An 18944-nucleotide genomic window follows, 5' to 3' on the forward strand; every position below is an offset into this window, starting at 1 on the left:
TTACTGTTCGGACAGCTTCATGTCCGGGTGGTAATCCTTGCCTTCGACTTCCTTGACGATCGCCTGAGCACAAATCACCTGGCCGGTCTGGGTGTTGAAGGTCAGCGACGGCGAGCCGTTCAGCGACCAGCCCTTGTTGAGGGCGTCGGTTACGCGGTGACAGAAAGCGGCATCATCCTGGCCGGTCAGAAGGCGATAAAGCTTCATCTAAAGTCGTCTTTCACTTCGCCGTTTGGCGTTCTGCAATCAGGCGGGCTTTATGAACCAGACTTTCCGCCTGGACAAGGTGTAGCCGCTCGATCATCCGACCATTGGCATTGATGACATTCAGGCCATCTGCAGCGGGGTCGGCAAAGGCGGCGATGATCGCCTCCGCCTCGGCAATTGCCGCCTCATCCAGGCCGAAATGCCTGTTGGCGGCTTCGATCTGAGCCGGATGGATCAGCATCTTACCGTCGAAGCCCATGGCGCGGGCGTGCGCGCATTCGGCATCGAAGGCATCGGCATCCTTGAAATCGTTGAAGACGCTGTCGATCGCGTCGAGGCCATAGGCGCGCACGGCAAGTACCACCTGCATCAGCCAGGGCACGAGATAGGTACGACCCGGCTGTGGCAGGACGCCGGTCTGCTTGCGCAGGTCGTTGAGGCCGACGACGAAACAATCGAGCCGTGAGCCAGGCGTGCGCCCAGCTTCGGCAATCGCGGCCGCGTTCAGAATGCCACGGGGTGTTTCGATCATCGCCCAGATGCGGAGGCTTTCCGGCGCGTCGGCATCGGCGAGCCGATCGCTTATGGACATCACATCCTGCGGCTCGTCCACTTTCGGCAGGAGTACGGCATCCGGCTCCAATGCCAATACCAGTTCGATGTCCGCATTTCCGAATGTGGAATCCAGCGCATTGATGCGGATGATCCGCTCCTTGTTCACAAGAGGAGCGCCCGAAAAAAAGGCGTTCAGATTCTCGCGGGCTTCCGCCTTCCGTTCAGGGGCCACGGAGTCCTCGAGATCGAAGATGACGGCGTCGCAATCGAGCGCATGAGTCTTTTCCAGGGCGCGCGCATTGATGGCAGGGACGCTCAGCACCGAGCGGCGCAGGTTCAAGGAACGAGTCGGAGAATTGCGGGTCATCACAAATGTGTGCCAAGCTTTATGACAGGTGGCAAGACAACAAAAAGCCATGCTCACCTTGCAGAGAAAGAAAAGAAGGACCACATTCCTTTCCGAAGAAAGGTCTAAAACCATGCAAAGCATTCGTTCCGTCTTCCTCCTGCTCGCAGGCATCACCGCCTTCGTTGCGCTGGCGTTCGTCACCTTTTCCGTGACGCTGGCAGTCGGTGGTATCCTGACGGTGCTTATGGTTGGCCGCGCGCTTTCGCTGAAGATGAAGCCGGCGCCGGTCCGCGCCACAGCCAAGGCAAAGCCACATTCCGGCGAGAACATGCGCATCTGGAATGACGGGCGCGGCACGATCATCGACCTCTAATCTCAGGTCGCTTCCAGAAAAATTTTGCATCGCTGTCGGATCGACTGATCTTCCCGCGTCTTTGAAAGGTCGGGGTTTTACCCGAACCAATCAAATCATGGAGGACAGTATGGATACTGCAACGGAAACCGGCACGATGAAGATGCCAGCGGTCAAGAATGGCTTGCTGCCTTATGTCACAGTCGACGGCGCGCTGAAGGCCGCAGAATTCTACAAGCGTGCATTTGGTGCTGAGGAGGCGTTTGTCGTCCCGCCTGACGAAAACGGGCGGACGATGCATGTCCACCTCTACATCAACGGAAGCTCGTTGATGCTTTGTGATGCCTATCCCGAGCATGGTCATCCCTTTGAAAAGCATCAGGGCTTCACGCTTCAGCTTGTTATCGACGACATCGATTTCTGGTGGGACCGCGCCGTTGCCGCCGGCGCCGAGGTCATCCTACCCGTCCAGCTGATGTTCTGGGGTGATCGATACGGTCAGCTCCGCGACCCTTTCGGGGTTCTCTGGGCGATGAATGCGCCAGCGAACGCAAACTGATCTCATGACGACCATGGCGGCTGTGCGTCGAATCCGCGCGCAGCCGCACAGACGATATAAATTTTCCTTCATTTCGATCGAAATCTGGACTAAACGCAGATTAACAAAACTACGTCTGCTGACATTGGAGCCAGGCCATGGACAAATTCGTAAAGCTGACGGGCGTTGCTGCCCCTCTGCCGGTTGTCAACATCGATACCGACATGATCATTCCGAAGGACTACCTGAAGACGATCAAGCGCACGGGTCTTGGCAAGGGTCTTTTCGCTGAAGCGCGTTACAATGAAGACGGCTCCTTGAACCAGGATTTCGTGCTGAACAAGCCGGCCTATCAGAATGCAAAGATCCTCGTTGCCGGCGACAACTTCGGTTGCGGCTCGTCGCGCGAGCATGCGCCGTGGGCGCTCCTCGACTTCGGCATCCGTTGCGTCATCTCGACCAGCTTTGCCGACATCTTCTACAACAACTGTTTCAAGAACGGCATTCTGCCGATCAAGGTCAGCCAGGAAAACCTCGACAAGCTGATGGATGACGCCTCGCGCGGCTCCAACGCGATCCTGACGGTCGATCTGGAAAACCTTGAGATCACCGGCCCGGACGGTGGCTCGATCAAGTTCGATCTCGACGAGTTCAAGCGTCACTGCCTACTGAACGGCCTCGACGATATCGGCCTGACGCTCGAGAAGGGCAAGGCGATCGACAGCTTCGAAGCCAAGAACACGGCATCGCGCCCCTGGGCAGCGTAGTCCTGGAAAACATACCAGTCGTCAAAGCCGGGCCTTTTGCCCGGCTTTTTCTTTGGTCGGCTTACAGCAAGCGCTCTTTCCAGGTTCTAAGCTTCTCCATGGAAACGCCGATGCCGCCGCAGACCTCGATCAGCGGATTTTTGAAACGCTCGAGGATATCGGCATGGACGTCGGCGACCGCGAGCGCTGCGCCACAAGCGGGTTCGACCAGGATGCGATAGGCATCGGCGAACTTGATGCAGGCTGCGACTGCCCGTGCGTCGGTGACTGTCACGCTCTCGATCGGGTGGTATTTCGGCAGGTTGAAGACGTGTCGGGCCACCTGGCGCGCACCGAGCGAGCTGGCGATGGAAGTAATCGCCGGCAGGGTGATGCATTCGCCTGCGGCAAGGCTGGCATGAAGGGACGCGGCTCCTTCGGTTTCAACGGCAATGACGGGCACATCAGACAAGCCGTTTCGCTGAAGTCCGGCAACGATCCCCGCAAGTAAGCCGCCGCCGCCGACGCTCGTGATGACGCAATCAAAGTGAGCGCCCTTTGCGACAACCTCGTCGATCAATGTGCCGTGCCCTTCCCACAAAAGCGGATGGTCGAACGGGTGCACATAGGCTGCGTTTCTGGCATTCGCACGTTCGATTGCGTAGGCATTGGCTTCGTCGAACACCGATCCGTGCACCAGAACCGTCGCGCCGGTCGCCTCGATCGATTGGCGCACTTCCGGCGACGTCGTCTCGGGTACGACGATCGTCACCGGAATGCCGAGCGCTCGTCCGGCATAGGCGGCGGCGATCCCCGCATTGCCACCGGAGGCGCAGAAAATCTCACGGGCGCCATTTTCGATTTCATGCTGACAAAGCCTGCCGACTCCGCGGAGCTTGAAACTGCCGGATGGCTGCAGCGCATCAAGCTTCAGCCAGAGCGGCTTGTTGCTTGCGCTGTAATCGGCGGAGGTGCGGAAAAGCGGTGTGTCGAGGTGGAGCGGTGCAGATGGCATGGTGGTACCCGATGAGCTTGGCGATACAGGCTCTCCTTGTGGACCCGCTTGCGCTGGTCGGTCAACGAGGGATCTCGGCCGTAATTCCGCAACCGTACCGAATCGGCCTCGCACTCGCTTGAAATGCCGTTTTTGCAGGTCTAAGAAACCGCAACTTGTTTTTCCGCGGAGGGTTTCATGACAGCGCGCAATCTTTTCCTGCTGCCGGGCGACGGCATCGGCCCCGAGGCCATGGGCGAGGTCCGCAAGATCATTGCCTATATGAACGAGGCGATGGATGCCGGTTTCGTCACCGACGAAGGCCTGGTCGGAGGCAGCGCTTATGACGCGCATGGCGCCGCGATCTCCGAAGGCGACATGCAGAAGGCGCTTGCCGCCGATGCCGTTCTCTTCGGCGCCGTCGGCGGCCCGAAGTGGGATGATGTTCCCTATGAAGTGCGCCCCGAAGCCGGCCTACTGCGCCTGCGCAAGGATCTGGAGCTGTTCGCCAACCTGCGTCCGGCCATCTGCTACCCGGCGCTCGCTTCCGCTTCCTCGCTGAAGCCGGAGTTGGTCGAAGGCCTCGATATCCTGATCATCCGCGAACTGACGGGCGGCGTCTATTTTGGCGAACCGAAGACCATTACCGATCTCGGCAACGGCCAGAAGCGCGCGATCGACACGCAGGTCTATGACACCTACGAGATCGAACGTATCTCGGCCGTGGCCTTCGAAATGGCCCGCACGCGCCAGAATCGCGTTTGCTCGATGGAAAAGCGCAACGTCATGAAGTCGGGCGTGTTGTGGAACCAGGTGGTCACCGCGACGCACAAGGACAAGTATTCCGACGTCAAGCTCGAGCACATGCTGGCGGATGCCGGCGGCATGCAGCTGGTGCGTGCGCCGAAGCAGTTCGACGTCATCGTCACCGACAACCTGTTCGGGGATATGCTGTCCGACGTTGCCGCCATGCTGACGGGCTCGCTCGGCATGTTGCCCTCGGCCTCGCTCGGCGCGCCGGATGCCAAGACCGGCAAGCGCAAAGCACTCTACGAGCCGGTGCACGGTTCGGCTCCTGACATCGCTGGCAAGGGCATTGCCAATCCGATCGCGATGATTGCGTCCTTCGCCATGTGCCTGCGCTATTCCTTCAACCTCGTGCAGGAAGCCGACAACCTCGAAAAGGCGATCGCCAACGTGCTCGACAAGGGTATCCGCACCGGCGACATCATGGCCGAAGGCTGCACGAAGGTCGGAACCACTGAGATGGGCGACGCGATCCTCGCCGAATTCAAGGCGCTTTCTGCCTGATATTTCACGTGAAACACGCTTTTGGCCTTCCGCATCGCCCGGTGCGGAAGGCCTTTGCTTGAAGGCGGGTGATGCCGTTCCTATTTCCGTTCTGCACTGAGCAAAGAGCGGGAGTAGAATGAACGAAGCCATCGATCGCAAGTCGAACTGCTGGGGCTATTTGCGAAAGCGCTACGCTGCGCGGCGCTCAATCCACCGTCGGGTTCCCTGGAAAGGCTTCGCGCTTTTTGCCATCAACGCTGTTGCCATTGCCTTCTTCGTCTTCGACCGCCCGTTGGGGCAGGCAGTCAAGAGCCTTTCGCCTCCGCTGGTGTCGATCGCCGGGGATGTCACTGACGTCGGCAGGCTTGTCTGGATCCTCGTCGGTCTTTTGACAATCCTGGCGACCGGCTATTTCGTTCGTCGACGACTATGGAAGGTACGCGGCCGTTTCCGGCTCGCCTATTTTTGGCAGATGACCGCCTATGTCGGGTTCTCGGTTCTGTTCGCCAGCATCGTTTCCAATCTGCTGAAGTTCGCAATCGGGCGTGCTCGACCGCTGCTTTATGATCAGGAAGGCATTTTCAGCTTTGTCCCTTTCAGTACCGATTTTCTTCATCAGAGCTTTCCGTCGGGCCACTCCTCCAACGTCGGCGCTCTGTTCATGGCGCTGGCGCTTCTCTTTCCACGATTCCGCCTAGGCTTCATCGGCATCGGTCTTTGGCTTGGAGCCACGCGCGTCATCATTGGCGTGCACTATCCCAGCGACGTGGCGGCCGGCCTCGCATTGGGCGCGTGGTTGGCTTTTGCGACATCCATTTTGTTTGCGCGCTTCGGGCTGGTCTTCTCGATCGGTCGTGATGGTTGGCCGACGCCCAGGCTCAGCCGCCTTCTCTAGGGTTGGCCAGACACGAAAAAGCCCGGCGTCTTGCGAGCGCCGGGCTTTCTCAGATTTCGGTTACCTGGATCAATCCATCGCGTGGATGTCGCGATCCTTCGTTTCCGGCAGGAAGATGAGACCGATGACCAGTGTGATTGTAGCGAACACGATCGGATACCAGAGACCGTAGTAGATGTCGCCGGTTGCCGCGCTCATTGCGAAGGCCGTTGCGGGCAAGAGGCCACCGAACCAACCATTGCCGATATGGTAGGGCAGGGACATGCCGGTGTAACGGATTCGGGTCGGGAAGAGTTCGACCAGAAGCGCCGCGATCGGGCCATAGACCATCGTAACGTAGATCACGAGCACGAAGAGAATGGCAATCGTACCGATCCAGTTGACGCGGGCCGGGTCGGCCGTCATCGCAAAGCTGCCGCCATTGGCGATGCTATAGACCGCCATATCGGTTGCGCCCTTCGCTTCATCAGCCGTTAGGAGCTTGTCGACGACGAGCTTGTCTGCCGGCATGGTCTGCTTTTCACCGGCGCGGACTGCATCGGCGTTGAGAGCAAGCTCCGGGTTGGCTGCAATGAAGGCGTCCAGTTTTGCATCTGGAACCTTGATGGCTCCGCGCTTCAGCGGATATCCGGCATCATGAAGGGCGATGTTGACGCCTTTTTCAAAGGCGCCGGTCATTGCCTTTGCCTTGTCGCCGGCGGCGACGGCATCGAAGCTGGCGATAGTTTCGTCACCGATTTTTACGGTTGCGGGCTGCCCCGCCGGGCCAGGCACGACGTCATAAGGCACCGAGTTCTTGGTCAGGAAAGCCGTTGCCACATCGCAGGAACTCGTAAACTTCGCGGTTCCGGTCGGATTGAACTGGAATTTGCAATCCGCCGGGTCGGCCGTGACCGTGGCCCGTATGGAAGCCTGTGCTTCGGCAAGCGCCGGATTGGCCGTCCAGGTCATGGCCTTGAACAGCGGATTATAGGTCACTGCTGCAATCAACAGGCCGGCCATGATGATCGGCTTGCGGCCGATCCTGTCGGACAGGCCGCCAAAGACGACGAAGAAGGGTGTGCCGAGGATGAGGGCAATCGCCACCATGATGTTTGCCGATTGCAAATCGACCTTGAGGACGTTCTGCAGGAAAAACAGCGCATAGAACTGACCGCCGTACCACACGACTGCCTGACCCATCGTTGCGCCGAGAAGCGCGATCAGGGCGATCTTCGCATTTTTCCATTGGCCGAAGGCTTCGGTCAGTGGCGCCTTGGACCCCTTGCCTTCCGCCTTCATGCGCTGGAATGCCGGCGACTCGTTCATCTTCAGACGGATCCAGACGGAGACGCCGAGAAGCACGACCGAGAGCAGGAACGGGATACGCCAGCCCCATGCTGCAAAAGCTTCCTTGCCCATCAGGAACTGAACGCCGACGATGACGATCAGAGAAAGGAAGAGGCCGAGCGTTGCAGTGGTTTGGATCCAAGAGGTGAAGTAGCCGCGGCGCCCATTTGGCGCGTGTTCGGCCACATAGGTTGCCGCGCCGCCATACTCACCACCGAGCGCCAGGCCCTGCAGGAGGCGAAGGCCGATCAAAATGATGGGTGCTGCGATGCCGATCGATGCAGCACCGGGAAGAATACCGACGAGGAACGTCGAGAGACCCATGATGAGGATCGTGACCAAGAACGTATATTTGCGGCCGACGAGATCGCCGAGGCGCCCGAAAACCAGCGCGCCAAACGGGCGCACCAGAAAGCCGGCGGCGAAGGCCAGAAGCGTGAAGATGTTGCGCGTCGCTTCCGGATACTGGGTGAAGTAGGTCGCGCCGATATAGGTGGCGAGCGAACCATAAAGATAGAAGTCGTACCATTCGAAAACCGTGCCGAGCGACGAGGCGAAGATAACCTTCTTCTCGTCGCCCGTCATCGGACCGGCTTTTGTGCCGTCGACGCTTGCGATATTTGCCATTTTCTGTCCTCCACAGAACGATGTGAAACGCGGCGCGCGACCTTGCTCTCCTCAAAGCATACCCCAGGTCGCGGTTCGCCTGATGAGAGTGTGACAGAAAAGCTCATCCATACAGAGAGCGGCTTTGGGATTATGACTTTAGTCTAACGCCTTTGCAGGGACGGCCGAGGCCGTGCGACGGCGCCGGATCGGCTCGACTTTTGATCTCATGGTCTGTGCGAAAGGATATTTACGACTGTCCCGAAGGGATCGCGCACATAGAAGCGACGAACCCCCCAAGCCTCGTCGACCGGGCCGTAAATGACCTCGAAAGCTGAAGAGCTCATGACCGCGAAGACTTCATCGACATCGTCGACCTCGATCGAAAGACCCGGGACGGGCGTCCCGGAGCCGCCCTCGCTCGCGAAGCTTACCTGGACCGGCATTGACTGGTTTGAGCCAAAGGTGGCGATCCAGCCGTGATCCATGAGGATGTCGAGGCCAAGGATATCCTGATAGAAGACCTTCGCGGCAAGAGGTCGGCGGTCTCGATGTTTGCTACGATTCGCAGGACCTTCATGTCGCCTCCATTATGCGTGAACTCTCAAGCGGCAAGAAAAAAGCCGGGCGGCGAAGTGCCGTCCGGCTGTTGTTGGTACGATCCGTTCAGCCCTACGCGGCTTCGGTCGTGTGTGCCTTACGAACTTCTTCATCCGTCAGGATGCCGCTAGCGCGCAACAGTGCCGCAAAGCGACCGTTGCTCTGGCTGAGCTCATCGAAGCTACCTTCTTCAACGACGCGGCCGCCATCCAGGAACAGCACCTTGTCAGCTTCACGAACCGTGGAAAGACGGTGCGCGATGATGAAGGTCGTGCGGTTCTGGCGCAGGTTGTCGATTGCGGCCTTCACGCGGTTTTCCGTTTCGACATCAAGTGCGCTTGTTGCCTCGTCGAGCACCAGGATCGGTGCATCCTTGAGGATGGCGCGGGCGATTGCCACACGCTGACGTTCACCGCCCGAGAGCTTGTTGCCGCGCTCACCGACGTGGGTGTTGTACTGGTCCTCACGTGTCTCGATGAAGTCGGCTGCGGCGGCAGCTTCGGCTGCACGGCGCATGTCTTCATCCGAAGCTCCTTCCCGGCCGAGGCGAATGTTGTCGCTGATCGAACGGTTGAGCAAGCCGGCATCCTGGAACACGGTTGCGATGTAGCGGCGAAGCGACTTGCGGGTGATCTTCGTCGTATCATGACCATCGACCAAGATCTGGCCGCTGTCCGGATCGTAGACGCGCTGCAGAAGGTTGATCATCGTCGTCTTGCCGGAGCCGGTTGGGCCGACGATCGCAACCGTCTGGCCAGCCTTGGCGGTGAACGAGACGTTGTGCAGACCCTGAGCCGTGTTGCCGAAGCGGAACGACACGTTGCGGAACTCGACCTCGCCCTTGACATCGGTGATATCGGCATTGCCGGCCGGCTCTTCGCGGTCGCGGACGGAGTCTTCCAGCGAATAGAAGTCTTCGAGCTTCGAACGGGCTTCGAAGATCTGCGTCGCGAACTGGCGCATCTGGTCGAGGCGCGAGATCAGCAGGTTCGCAAAACCGATGAAAGCAATGACGTCACCGATGCGCAGTTCGCCAGACTGAACCATCAGCGTACCGATCACCAGGATGATCATCATGGCGATGGTCGATGCCATGCGGTTCATGGCGCCGGCCAGAGCCCACCAGTCGAGAACCGGATACTGAGCCTGCAGCAGACGGTCGGCAAAGGACCTCAGCGCCTTGGTTTCCGCCTCGATGCGGTTGTAGCTGTGCAGGACCGATACGTTGCTGATCGAATCGCTGACGTGCGAGAAAACCGTGTGGTAGTGGTTTTCGACCGAAGCCTGTCCGTCCTTGGTGCGGCTCATGACGAGACGACCGATAAGCCAGTAGGCAATGCCGAGCACAACCAGCACGCCCGAAAGACGCAGGTCCATGGACATCGCAGTCGGCACCAGAAGCGCGATGGCTACGACCGTCGCCAGGTGATTGCGCATGAACTCCAGCCACAGGCCGAAAAGCGTTTCACAGGCGCGAAGCAGCGTATGCAGCGCATTCGACGTGCCGCGCTGGTGATGCCAGGAGAGCGGCATGGAGATAATGCGGCCGAACGCTTCCGTCAGCAGCGTGGCGCGACGGCCATGAGCCAGCCGGTCGGCCTCACGAGCGACAAGAACGAACGCTATGGTGTTGAAGACGGCAAAGCCGGCCCACATGAAAAGAATGGGTTTGACTTCACCCTTGCCTGAAATCGCGTCGATGATGCGACCGAACAAAATCGGTTCAGCGATCGTGATCGCGGCAAGCACGATGTTCGCAATAACGACCAGGGATACGCGGAGCTTGTAAGCGCCAAGATAGCGCAAAGCTCGAGCATAGACCTTGAATAGCGACACGGCGATACCTCTTGTGCATGTGCGAAATAAGGGACGCTGCAACGCTACAAAAAGATACCTGAACCAGCGATTAACAGAGCGTTCAGGCAGGCGACAATGGCCAGATTCTTTTGCATGAGCGGCGATCTCACAGTCGGTTATTTCCGCCGGCCTTCTGAAATTTTTTGGGGCGCATCGCAATTTTCGCAATTTTCGCTTGCGCCTCGGGGTCGGGCTGGCACACCATAGATTGACGCTTGCTTTGCGTCGAAGGGCCCCAGGCAAGCACGTCCCACTGGTTCGTGACATTCGGCGCGGAGCCCAATTGGGGTAGGGGCATTTCCGTGAGTATTCATTCTTTAATTCAATTGCTTGTCGTTTTGGAAGAGTGTCGCAGACCTGAAGGAGTTGTCGCCGAACTGGAGCATGTTATCCATGCCTACGGGTTCCAGTACTACGGCCTTTTGCGACATCTGAAAGCGACGGAAGATCCAATCAGTCTGATGTTTGCTGGTCATTGGCCGGAGAAATGGCCGCAGATCTATATTTCGAAGAAATACGTTCTGACTGACCCGACGGTTCGCTATCTCGCATATGCGCAAAGACCGTTCCGTTGGAGAGACAGCCTGGCCGCCTTCCGCAAGGATCCGCACTATCGCCGGATGGAGCAGATGATGGCCGACGGACATGGCCATGGGCTTAGGGACGGCTACATTTTTCCTATCCACGGTCGAAACGGCATCCTCGGTACCATGAGCGTCGGCGGAACGCAGGTCGATCTGTCTCCTGTCGAAATCTCACTGTTTGATGCCATAGCGCGAAAAGCGTTCTGGCGACTGCTCGAGCTCAAGGGTGAGATGCACACGCTCGAAGAAGTTTCCGGCATCGACACGCGGTTGACGCGCCGCGAGATGGAGATACTGCAATATCTTGCAGAGGGCATGACCTCCGTTGAGATCGGAAAGCGCCTCAAGATTTCCAATCACACCGTCGACTGGTACATGAACGGCCTGCAAGACAAGCTGCAGGCAAGAAACAGACAGCACGCCGTTGCTGTCGCCTTCCGTCACGGACTCCTCACCTAGTCTGAGAAATTCTATCTGAGTCGTTTCTGGAAATTGAACTTTCCGTGACAGCACGTTAAGACTTCTCTTCGCGGGTGCAGCAATTGCCCGTTTCGATGCCGTGAGGAGACAGCATTGCCCATTTCCAAGATACTTGTTGCCAACCGTTCGGAAATTGCCATCCGCGTGTTTCGCGCGGCCAACGAGCTCGGGATAAAAACGGTCGCGATATGGGCGGAAGAAGATAAACTGGCACTGCACAGGTTTAAGGCCGACGAGAGTTACCAGGTCGGCCGTGGACCGCATCTTGCCCGTGATCTCGGCCCAATCGAGAGCTATCTGTCGATCGACGAAGTGATCCGCGTCGCCAAGCTTTCGGGCGCCGATGCGATCCATCCGGGTTACGGCCTGCTGTCGGAAAGCCCGGAATTCGTCGATGCCTGTAACAAAGCAGGCATCATCTTCATTGGCCCGACGGCCGATACCATGCGTCAGCTCGGCAACAAGGTCGCGGCGCGCAACCTCGCCATCTCCGTCGGCGTTCCTGTCGTGCCGGCAACGGAGCCGCTGCCGGATGATATGGCCGAAGTCGCTCGCATGGCGGCGGCGATCGGCTATCCCGTTATGCTCAAGGCATCCTGGGGCGGCGGTGGACGCGGCATGCGCGTCATTCGCTCGGAAGCCGATCTCGCCCGCGAGGTGACGGAAGCCAAGCGCGAGGCGATGGCTGCCTTCGGCAAGGACGAGGTCTATCTGGAAAAGCTCGTCGAGCGCGCTCGTCACGTCGAAAGCCAGATTCTGGGCGATACGCACGGCAACGTCGTGCATCTCTTCGAGCGCGACTGCTCGATCCAGCGCCGCAACCAGAAAGTCGTCGAGCGCGCGCCGGCGCCTTACCTCAGCGAGGCGCAGCGCCAGGAACTCGCGGCCTACTCGCTGAAGATCGCGGGTGCCACCAATTACATCGGCGCCGGTACCGTCGAATATCTGATGGATGCCGACACCGGCAAATTCTACTTCATCGAAGTCAATCCGCGCATCCAGGTCGAGCACACGGTCACCGAAGTCGTTACCGGCATCGATATCGTCAAGGCGCAGATCCACATTCTTGACGGCTTCGCGATTGGCACGCCGGAATCGGGCGTGCCCGCGCAGAAGGACATTCGCCTCAACGGCCACGCTCTACAGTGCCGCATCACGACCGAAGATCCCGAGCACAACTTCATCCCTGACTATGGCCGCATCACCGCCTATCGTTCGGCATCCGGCTTCGGCATCCGTCTCGATGGCGGCACCTCCTATTCCGGTGCGATCATCACCCGCTATTACGATCCGCTGCTGGTCAAGGTCACGGCCTGGGCGCCGAGCCCGTCTGAAGCGATCTCGCGCATGGACCGTGCCCTGCGCGAATTCCGCATCCGCGGCGTTGCCACGAACCTGACCTTCCTGGAAGCGATCATCACGCATCCGAAGTTTAGGGATAACAGTTACACCACACGTTTCATCGACTCGACGCCGGAACTCTTCCAGCAGGTTAAACGTGCTGACCGTGCAACCAAGCTGCTCACCTATTTGGCGGACGTGACGGTCAATGGCCATCCGGAAGCCAAGGACCGCCCGAAGCCATCGGCTGACATCGCCGAGCCGGTCGTCCCCTATACCAACGGCAATGGGATTCCCGACGGCACCAAGCAGCTTCTCGACAAGCTCGGCCCGAAGAAGTTCGGCGAGTGGATGCGCAATGAGAAACGCGTGCTGATGACCGATACGACGATGCGCGATGGCCATCAGTCGCTGCTTGCCACACGCATGCGTACCTACGACATTGCCCGGATTGCCGGCACCTACGCGCATGCGTTGCCGAATCTGCTGTCGCTGGAATGCTGGGGCGGCGCGACGTTCGACGTCTCCATGCGCTTCCTGACGGAAGATCCATGGGAGCGCCTGTCGCTGGTCCGCGAGGCGGCACCAAATCTGCTACTGCAGATGCTGCTGCGCGGCGCCAATGGCGTCGGCTACAAGAACTATCCTGACAACGTCGTCAAATACTTCGTCCGCCAGGCCGCTGCCGGCGGTATTGATCTCTTCCGCGTCTTCGACTGCTTGAACTGGGTCGAGAACATGCGCGTCTCGATGGATGCGGTGGCCGAAGAGAACAAGCTCTGTGAAGCAGCGATCTGCTACACCGGCGATATCCTGAACTCCGCGCGCCCGAAGTACGATCTCAAGTACTATACGGACCTTGCCGTAGAGCTCGAAAAGGCCGGTGCGCATATCATCGCTTTGAAGGACATGGCCGGCCTGTTGAAGCCGGCTGCCGCCAAGGTGTTGTTCAAGGCGCTGCGCGACGCTACCAGCCTGCCGATCCATTTCCACACGCACGACACTTCGGGCATCGCCGCCGCGACGGTTCTCGCCGCCGTTGATGCCGGCGTCGACGCCGTCGATGCCGCGATGGACGCTCTGTCCGGCAATACTTCGCAGCCCTGTCTCGGCTCGATCGTCGAGGCGCTGCGTGGTTCAGAGCGCGATCCGGGTCTCGATCCGGAATGGATCCGCCGCATCTCCTTCTACTGGGAAGCGGTGCGTCATCAGTATGCGGCCTTCGAAAGCGACCTGAAGGGGCCGGCCTCGGAAGTCTACCTGCACGAAATGCCGGGTGGCCAGTTCACCAATCTCAAGGAGCAGGCCCGCTCGCTCGGCCTCGAGACACGCTGGCACCAGGTGGCGCAGGCCTATGCCGACGCCAACCAGATGTTCGGTGATATCGTCAAGGTGACGCCGTCCTCGAAGGTTGTCGGCGACATGGCGTTGATGATGGTCAGCCAAGACCTGACGGTTGCCGACGTCGTCAGTGCCGACAAGGAAGTTTCCTTCCCGGAATCGGTCGTTTCGATGCTGAAGGGCGATCTTGGCCAGCCGCCGTCGGGTTGGCCAGAAGCACTGCAGCAGAAGGCACTGAAGGGTGAGGCACCGTACACGGTGCGTCCTGGCTCGCTGCTTGCCGATGCCGACCTCGATGCCGAGCGCAAGACGATCGAGACCAAGCTGGAGCGCGAGGTCAGCGATTTCGAGTTCGCTTCTTACCTTATGTACCCGAAGGTCTTCACTGACTTTGCGCTGGCTTCCGATACTTATGGTCCCGTCTCTGTCCTGCCGACCCCGGCTTATTTCTACGGCCTGTCGGACGGCGAGGAGCTGTTTGCCGACATCGAAAAGGGCAAGACGCTTGTCATCGTCAATCAAGCGATGAGCCAGACCGACAGTCAGGGCATGGTCACTGTCTTCTTCGAGCTCAACGGCCAGCCACGCCGCATTAAGGTTCCGGATCGCGCTCACGGTGCGACCGGTGCCGCCGCCCGCCGCAAGGCGGAACCCGGCAATGCCGCGCATGTCGGTGCGCCGATGCCGGGCGTCATCTCCCGCGTCTTCGTCTCGCCGGGCCAGACGGTCAACGCCGGTGACGTTCTCGTCTCCATCGAGGCGATGAAGATGGAAACGGCGATCCATGCCGAAAAGGACGGTGCGATCGCGGAAGTGCTCGTCAAGGCGGGCGATCAGATCGACGCCAAGGACCTGTTGGTCAGCTACGCGGGCTGACGAATATCGGAATCAAACTATGGGGCGGCCTCTGGGCCGCCCCATGCATTTTCATGAAAAGGATTTGATATGAGTAAGCTCAAGATTGCCGTCATTGTCGGAAGCACGCGTATTGGCCGCTTTGCGGACCATCCGGCCAAGTGGATTGCCGAGATCGCCACAAGCCGGCCTGAACTCGAGGTCGAGATTCTCGATCTGTTGGATTATCCGATGTCCTTCCTCGGTCAGGCAAGCGCCACCGAAGCCCAGAACGAAACGGCGGAGCGCTGGAAAAAGAAGCTGCGCGAGTTCGACGGTTACATCTTCACGGCGGCCGAATACAACCACGGCCCGACTGCCGTTCTCAAGAATGCGATCGACCTCGGTGAGTTCATCCACAAGCCGGTCGCTTTCGTTGGCTACGGCGGTGTCGGTGGCGCCCGCGCGGTAGAGCAATTGCGACTGATCTTCGTCGAAATGAGCGCCGTTTCCGTGAAGACCGGCGTTCACATCTCCTTCCCGGAATACCTGTCGGTTATCAAGGACGGAAAGAGCCTGAGCGACTACGCTCACCTCGCCGAGGCCGCCAAGAACCAGCTCGACCAGCTTGCCTGGTGGGGCAAGGCATTGAAGGTTGCCCGCGCAGTCTGACGCTCTACCACCGCCCGTGTCTAAATGTCGTAGGTATGGGCGGCGTTAATTGTCGAGATGAAGCGTTTGGTACGTTCGCGCTCTGGCGCGGTAAAAATGTTCCGTGCACTTCCCGTCTCGACCACGCTGCCGGCCTCGAGAAAGACAACGTCGTTGGCAATCTTGGAGGCGAGACGCAGGTCATGCGTCGCCATCACCATCGTTGTTCCCTCCTTGGCGAGGCGACCGAGAACATCGACGACTTCAGCCGAAAGTTCGGGATCGAGCGCCGATGTCGGCTCATCGCAAAGAAGAACCCGCGGAGACGGGGCAAGCGCGCGGGCGATTGCGACGCGCTGCTGTTGACCGCCCGAGAGCGTCGAGGGCCATGCGTCAGCCTTGTGGGCCATGCCGACCTTCGTCAACAGCTCCATTGCCCGTTCCCGGGCTCTTTCCTTCGGCCACCGCAGAACCGTGATGAGGCCTTCCATCACATTCTCGATGGCTGTTTGATGCGGAAAGAGCTGAAAGTTCTGGAACACCATGCCGGTCTGCCGGCGGATCTTCTGGATTGCCTGCCAGGCAGTCTTCTGCCCCGGTGCAAAGCTCAGCTTCTCCTCGCCGAGGCGGATCGTGCCCGCTGTTGGGATTTCCAGCAGGTTGATGCAGCGGAGCAGCGTGCTTTTGCCGCCGCCGGAAGGGCCGACGAGTGCCGTGACGCTGCCCTCGGGAATGCGGATGCTGATGTCCTTCAGGATGACGGCGTCGCCAAAGCGCTTTTCGATATGGGAAAGCTCGATCATGCGTTTGCCTCCAGCATGCCGCCATAGCGTGCGAAGCGGCGCTCGAGGCGTACCTGCAAGGCCGAAAGGACGGAGCTCAGCGCAAGGTATATCAACGCAGCTTCGATGTAGAGGATAAGCGGCTCGTACGTGGTTGCGACGATGCGCTGTGCGGCCTGAAACAGTTCGGGTACCGTAATGGCAGCCGCAAGCGAGGTGTCCTTGACGAGCGAGATGAACGTGTTGGAAAGCGGCGGCACCGCCACGCGTCCGGCCTGCGGCAGGATCGTGCGGCTCATCGCCTGGCGCCAGTTCATGCCGATCGAATAGGCTGCTTCCCATTGGCCCTTAGGCACCGACGAGATGACGGCGCGGATGATCTCGGAGCTATAGGCGCCGATGTTGAGCGTAAAGCCGATCAGCGCTGCCGGAAAGGCATCGAGCAGAACGCCGATGCTTGGTAGTCCATAGAAAATGACGAAGAGCTGGACCAGAAGCGGCGTGCCTCTGATGACCCAGACGTAGAAACGCGCGATCGCGGCGATTGGTGCAGGTCCAAAAAGGCGTCCGATTGCTGTCAGCAATCCAAGGATGAGACCGAATGCGAAAGACAGAAGCGTCAGCGGGATCGTGAAGATCAGGCCGGCCCAGAGGAGAGGCCCGAGCGACTCCGCCATCAGTTGAAGCCAGTGCGGCAAGGTTCAATCCTCAGAGAAAGATGCGTCCAGCGAGGTTTCGCTGAACGCTTTTTCACGCACATATAAAGGATGTGGCGGCGGCAGCAAGCCGCCTGCTGCGGTGAGTTACTTGGAAACGTCCTGACCGAAGTACTTGTCGGCGATTTTCTGGTAAGTGCCGTCCGCCTTGATGTCGACCAGTGCCTTGTTGACGGCTTCGAGCAGTTCCGGCTCGCCCTTGCGGATGATGATGCCGGAGTAGTCGGCATTTTCCTGCTGGGCGGCGATCTTCACCGGAGCGTCAGGCTTGTGCTTCTTGAAGTCGAGGAAGGAGAGGCTGTCGTTGATCGTCGCGTCTGCGCGCTTGGTCAGGACAAGCTGGATCGACTGGTCGAAGCCGTCGGTGCCGACGAGTTCAGCGCCGGACTGTTCGGCAAGTTTGCCGAAGTTGCTGGTCAGCGACTGCGCCGACTTCTTGCCCTTCAGATCCGCAAAGCCCTTGATGCTGTCGTCGCCGTCGCGAACGATGAGCACAGCCTTCGACGCGATATAGGGCTCGGAGAAATCGTACTTCTGCTTGCGGGCCTCGGTAATGCCGACCTGGTTGATGACCGTGTCGTAGCGCTTCGCATCGAGACCGGCGATCAAGCCGTCCCACTTGCCCTCGACGAATTCCGGCTTGACGCCGAGCTTGGCGGCAATCGCTTCGCCGATCTCCACGTCGAAGCCGACCAGTTTGCCACTGTCGTTATGGTAGGTGAATGGAGCGTAAGTCCCCTCGGTGCCGATCTTGAAGACACCAGCGGACTTGATGGCGGCGAGATTTTCACCGGCAACGGCGGGGAGGAGCGCGGCGGCCTGGATCAGTGCTGCGGCGGCGATGGTCTTCAGGAGGTTCATTTTGTTATCCAATTCACCAGAGTGTTTGCTGCGGCGAAAATCGCAGAAAAGCCCGCTGTTGCGAAGCGTAGAAAACTGCAAAGACAATCGGCATCTGCAAATATTTTTCTCATTTATCACGAATTCGGCGCGGCATGTTTCAGTTTGTGAAGGCTGACCTGAGGCCGGACGCTTGCATGCATGTTTGTATCCGTTTATGCATGTTTGTAACGATTTTATCTAAACCGGGCTGAAGTCGGCATGAACACGAATGAACTCCTCCTGCAGGAGAGACAGAGCGTCATCCTGCGGAAGCTGCAAGCCGAAGGTCGAGTGCTTGCAGCAGATCTTGCGATTGAATTCGGCGTGTCCGAAGACACGATACGTCGGGATCTGCGTGAAATGGCAGCCGCCGGCCTTTGTGAGCGCGTGTATGGCGGCGCGTTGCCCGTTTCTCCTGCCGGTGGAAGCCTCAATCATCGCGCGGGTATCGCGCGAGATCGTAAGGTGGCGCTTGCCACCGCTGCGGTGTCGCAGATCGCCTCTGGCTCGATGGTGTTTTTCGATGCGGGCAGCACCAACCTCGCAATCGCGACGGCCCTGCCGATGGACTTGCCCTTGACTGCCGCAACAAACGCTCCTGCGATCGCCGCTGCCTTGATGGAGAAACCTGCCGTCAATGTGATCCTGATCGGCGGCTTGATCGACCGCCAGGTTGGCGGCGCCCTTGGCGCGAAAGCGATGCGCGACATGGAAGCCCTGTCGCCTGATCTTTGTATTCTTGGCGCCTGCGGGATTGATCTTGTGGCTGGCGTAACAACCTTCGGCTTCGAAGACGCGGAATTCAAGCGGTTCGCTGCATCGCGAAGCAAGAACGTTCTTGTGGCCGCAACCTCCGACAAATTCGGTACCGCCGCCCCGCATAGCGTGCTTCCGGTGGCGCAATGCGAATGCCTGGTGGTCGAACGCGACGCGGACCAGGAAATGTTGGCGCGCTATCGCGACAATGGCTGCAGAACGATCGTAGCCGGAAGCATAACGTAAGCATCATTCA

The 18944-nt window shown here is 59.2% G+C and carries 17 protein-coding genes and 1 pseudogene; 9 read left to right on the forward strand and 9 right to left on the reverse strand.

The annotated features are described in order from the left end of the window. Entirely contained in the window at positions 1–207 is a 207-nt protein-coding gene (locus FHT77_RS10690; protein ID WP_183755031.1) for a DUF1737 domain-containing protein, read from the reverse strand. Positions 208–220: 13 nt separating this feature from the next. Beyond that, entirely contained in the window at positions 221–1129 is a 909-nt protein-coding gene (locus FHT77_RS10695; RefSeq protein WP_183755032.1) for a CoA ester lyase, read from the reverse strand. Between the two features lie 112 nt (positions 1130–1241). Between FHT77_RS10695 and FHT77_RS10700 the strand changes: the two genes are divergently transcribed. From FHT77_RS10700 to leuD, 3 genes are all read left to right on the forward strand, one after another. Beyond that, positions 1242–1484, forward strand: a complete 243-nt coding sequence (locus tag FHT77_RS10700; RefSeq protein ID WP_028827987.1) for a hypothetical protein — start codon at positions 1242–1244, stop codon at positions 1482–1484. A 109-nt stretch (positions 1485–1593) separates the two neighbouring features. After that, the gene (locus FHT77_RS10705; RefSeq protein ID WP_183755034.1) at positions 1594–2022 is read left to right on the forward strand and encodes a glyoxalase/bleomycin resistance/extradiol dioxygenase family protein; all 429 of its coding nucleotides are present in this window, start codon (positions 1594–1596) and stop codon (positions 2020–2022) included. 137 nt (positions 2023–2159) lie between these two features. Then, positions 2160–2768, forward strand: coding sequence for a 3-isopropylmalate dehydratase small subunit (gene leuD, locus FHT77_RS10710; RefSeq protein WP_028827985.1), 609 nt, complete (start codon positions 2160–2162; stop codon positions 2766–2768). A 61-nt stretch (positions 2769–2829) separates the two neighbouring features. Here leuD and FHT77_RS10715 read toward each other — a convergent pair whose 3' ends face one another. Then, on the reverse strand, positions 2830–3762 hold the full coding sequence (locus FHT77_RS10715; RefSeq protein ID WP_183755036.1) for a pyridoxal-phosphate dependent enzyme: 933 nt from the start codon (positions 3760–3762) through the stop codon (positions 2830–2832). Between the two features lie 177 nt (positions 3763–3939). Between FHT77_RS10715 and leuB the strand changes: the two genes are divergently transcribed. Both leuB and FHT77_RS10725 read left to right on the forward strand, forming a co-directional pair. Next, the gene (gene leuB, locus FHT77_RS10720) at positions 3940–5052 is read left to right on the forward strand and encodes a 3-isopropylmalate dehydrogenase (protein WP_183755038.1); all 1113 of its coding nucleotides are present in this window, start codon (positions 3940–3942) and stop codon (positions 5050–5052) included. A gap of 118 nt (positions 5053–5170) precedes the next feature. After that, positions 5171–5929, forward strand: a complete 759-nt coding sequence (locus tag FHT77_RS10725; protein WP_183755040.1) for a phosphatase PAP2 family protein — start codon at positions 5171–5173, stop codon at positions 5927–5929. Between the two features lie 69 nt (positions 5930–5998). Here the strand turns inward: FHT77_RS10725 and FHT77_RS10730 are convergent, their stop codons facing one another. From FHT77_RS10730 to FHT77_RS10740, 3 genes and pseudogenes are all read right to left on the reverse strand, one after another. Then, positions 5999–7885 carry an MFS transporter gene (locus tag FHT77_RS10730; RefSeq protein ID WP_183755042.1) on the reverse strand — a complete coding sequence of 629 codons (1887 nt, stop codon included), beginning with the start codon at positions 7883–7885 and terminating at the stop codon, positions 5999–6001. A 206-nt stretch (positions 7886–8091) separates the two neighbouring features. Next, a pseudogene (locus FHT77_RS10735) lies at positions 8092–8444 on the reverse strand (VOC family protein). Between the two features lie 92 nt (positions 8445–8536). Then, positions 8537–10300 (reverse strand): glucan ABC transporter ATP-binding protein/ permease, encoded by a 1764-nt coding sequence (locus tag FHT77_RS10740; protein ID WP_114714147.1) that lies wholly within the window; start codon positions 10298–10300, stop codon positions 8537–8539. Between the two features lie 323 nt (positions 10301–10623). Here FHT77_RS10740 and FHT77_RS10745 point away from each other — a divergent pair, with 323 nt between their 5' ends. From FHT77_RS10745 to FHT77_RS10755, 3 genes are all read left to right on the forward strand, one after another. Further along, a complete protein-coding gene (locus FHT77_RS10745; protein ID WP_183755044.1) occupies positions 10624–11364 on the forward strand; it encodes a helix-turn-helix transcriptional regulator in 741 nt (246 codons plus the stop codon). Between the two features lie 114 nt (positions 11365–11478). Then, the gene (gene pyc, locus FHT77_RS10750) at positions 11479–14943 is read left to right on the forward strand and encodes a pyruvate carboxylase (RefSeq protein ID WP_183755047.1); all 3465 of its coding nucleotides are present in this window, start codon (positions 11479–11481) and stop codon (positions 14941–14943) included. A gap of 69 nt (positions 14944–15012) precedes the next feature. Further along, on the forward strand, positions 15013–15573 hold the full coding sequence (locus FHT77_RS10755) for an NADPH-dependent FMN reductase (RefSeq protein WP_183755048.1): 561 nt from the start codon (positions 15013–15015) through the stop codon (positions 15571–15573). Positions 15574–15593: 20 nt separating this feature from the next. On the opposite strand, the gene FHT77_RS10760 is transcribed toward FHT77_RS10755, so the two are convergent. The 3 genes from FHT77_RS10760 to FHT77_RS10770 all read right to left on the reverse strand — a co-directional run bounded on the left by FHT77_RS10760 (position 15594) and on the right by FHT77_RS10770 (position 17911). Next, the gene (locus tag FHT77_RS10760) at positions 15594–16355 is read right to left on the reverse strand and encodes an amino acid ABC transporter ATP-binding protein (RefSeq protein ID WP_114714143.1); all 762 of its coding nucleotides are present in this window, start codon (positions 16353–16355) and stop codon (positions 15594–15596) included. After that, positions 16352–17032, reverse strand: a complete 681-nt coding sequence (locus FHT77_RS10765; RefSeq protein WP_183755050.1) for an amino acid ABC transporter permease — start codon at positions 17030–17032, stop codon at positions 16352–16354. The genes FHT77_RS10760 and FHT77_RS10765 overlap by 4 nt, the downstream gene beginning before the upstream one ends. A gap of 105 nt (positions 17033–17137) precedes the next feature. Next, the gene (locus FHT77_RS10770; protein WP_183755052.1) at positions 17138–17911 is read right to left on the reverse strand and encodes an amino acid ABC transporter substrate-binding protein; all 774 of its coding nucleotides are present in this window, start codon (positions 17909–17911) and stop codon (positions 17138–17140) included. Positions 17912–18151: 240 nt separating this feature from the next. Here FHT77_RS10770 and FHT77_RS10775 point away from each other — a divergent pair, with 240 nt between their 5' ends. After that, a complete protein-coding gene (locus FHT77_RS10775; protein ID WP_183755054.1) occupies positions 18152–18934 on the forward strand; it encodes a DeoR/GlpR family DNA-binding transcription regulator in 783 nt (260 codons plus the stop codon). The last annotated feature ends 10 nt before the right edge of the window (positions 18935–18944 follow it).

The sequence above is a fragment of the Rhizobium sp. BK181 genome (genome assembly GCF_014193305.1).
In the GTDB taxonomy this organism is placed as follows: domain Bacteria; phylum Pseudomonadota; class Alphaproteobacteria; order Rhizobiales; family Rhizobiaceae; genus Rhizobium.

Excerpts from the sequence above, each read along its gene's own strand:
- FHT77_RS10715 (WP_183755036.1), bottom strand. The coding sequence starts at position 3,762 with ATGCCATCTGCACCGCTCCACCTCGACACACCGCTTTTCCGCACCTCC.
- leuB (WP_183755038.1), top strand. The coding sequence starts at position 3,940 with ATGACAGCGCGCAATCTTTTCCTGCTGCCGGGCGACGGCATCGGCCCC.
- FHT77_RS10755 (WP_183755048.1), top strand. The coding sequence starts at position 15,013 with ATGAGTAAGCTCAAGATTGCCGTCATTGTCGGAAGCACGCGTATTGGC.
- FHT77_RS10700 (WP_028827987.1), top strand. The coding sequence starts at position 1,242 with ATGCAAAGCATTCGTTCCGTCTTCCTCCTGCTCGCAGGCATCACCGCC.
- FHT77_RS10690 (WP_183755031.1), bottom strand. The coding sequence starts at position 207 with ATGAAGCTTTATCGCCTTCTGACCGGCCAGGATGATGCCGCTTTCTGT.
- FHT77_RS10725 (WP_183755040.1), top strand. The coding sequence starts at position 5,171 with ATGAACGAAGCCATCGATCGCAAGTCGAACTGCTGGGGCTATTTGCGA.
- FHT77_RS10695 (WP_183755032.1), bottom strand. The coding sequence starts at position 1,129 with ATGACCCGCAATTCTCCGACTCGTTCCTTGAACCTGCGCCGCTCGGTG.
- FHT77_RS10705 (WP_183755034.1), top strand. The coding sequence starts at position 1,594 with ATGGATACTGCAACGGAAACCGGCACGATGAAGATGCCAGCGGTCAAG.
- FHT77_RS10770 (WP_183755052.1), bottom strand. The coding sequence starts at position 17,911 with ATGAACCTCCTGAAGACCATCGCCGCCGCAGCACTGATCCAGGCCGCC.
- FHT77_RS10730 (WP_183755042.1), bottom strand. The coding sequence starts at position 7,885 with ATGGCAAATATCGCAAGCGTCGACGGCACAAAAGCCGGTCCGATGACG.
- FHT77_RS10760 (WP_114714143.1), bottom strand. The coding sequence starts at position 16,355 with ATGATCGAGCTTTCCCATATCGAAAAGCGCTTTGGCGACGCCGTCATC.
- leuD (WP_028827985.1), top strand. The coding sequence starts at position 2,160 with ATGGACAAATTCGTAAAGCTGACGGGCGTTGCTGCCCCTCTGCCGGTT.
- FHT77_RS10775 (WP_183755054.1), top strand. The coding sequence starts at position 18,152 with ATGAACACGAATGAACTCCTCCTGCAGGAGAGACAGAGCGTCATCCTG.